This is a genomic window from Pontibacterium sinense (assembly GCF_015209595.1).
In the GTDB taxonomy this organism is placed as follows: Bacteria; Pseudomonadota; Gammaproteobacteria; order Pseudomonadales; family Balneatricaceae; genus Pontibacterium; species Pontibacterium sinense.
Genome location: NZ_JADEYS010000048.1, coordinates 1 through 455, shown reverse-complemented (window position 1 = coordinate 455; position 455 = coordinate 1). Strand labels below are relative to the sequence as shown.

Below are 455 nucleotides of genomic sequence, written 5' to 3'. Positions count from 1 at the left end.
TCAGCTACGTCGATCTCTTCAACGTCCAGGAAGGAGTTGTATACGTCACCCTGGTCGCCTGGCTCTTTAACTACAGCGATCTCTTTGGTCAGGCCAGCACCTTCGGAATCGGTACGTGCAACGATCAGACCGTCATCAACACCCAGCTCCAGGAAAGCGTAACGCAGTGCGCGCAGCTTAGCGTGGAAGTCGTTGTGAGGTACAGTTACTTTACCGTCCTGGTGACCACACTGCTTCTCATCAGCAACCTGGTTTTCGATCTGCAGGCAGCAAGCGCCAGCTTCGATCATCTGCTTAGCCATCAGGTAAGTCGCTTCAGCGTTACCGAAACCAGCATCGATATCAGCAACGATTGGCACTACGTGTGTTTCGTGGTTGTCGATCTGGCTCTGGATGTCAGCTTCTTTAGCTGCATCGCCCGCTTCGCGTGCTTTGTCCAGTTCACGGAACAGGCC

Annotated in this window: 1 protein-coding gene; it reads right to left on the bottom strand. The window is 53.6% G+C overall.

The genetic code is table 11. The annotated features are described in order from the left end of the window. Positions 1–455: isocitrate lyase/phosphoenolpyruvate mutase family protein (locus IOQ59_RS21070; RefSeq protein ID WP_193955451.1), on the bottom strand; the 455-nt coding region annotated here is incomplete at both ends.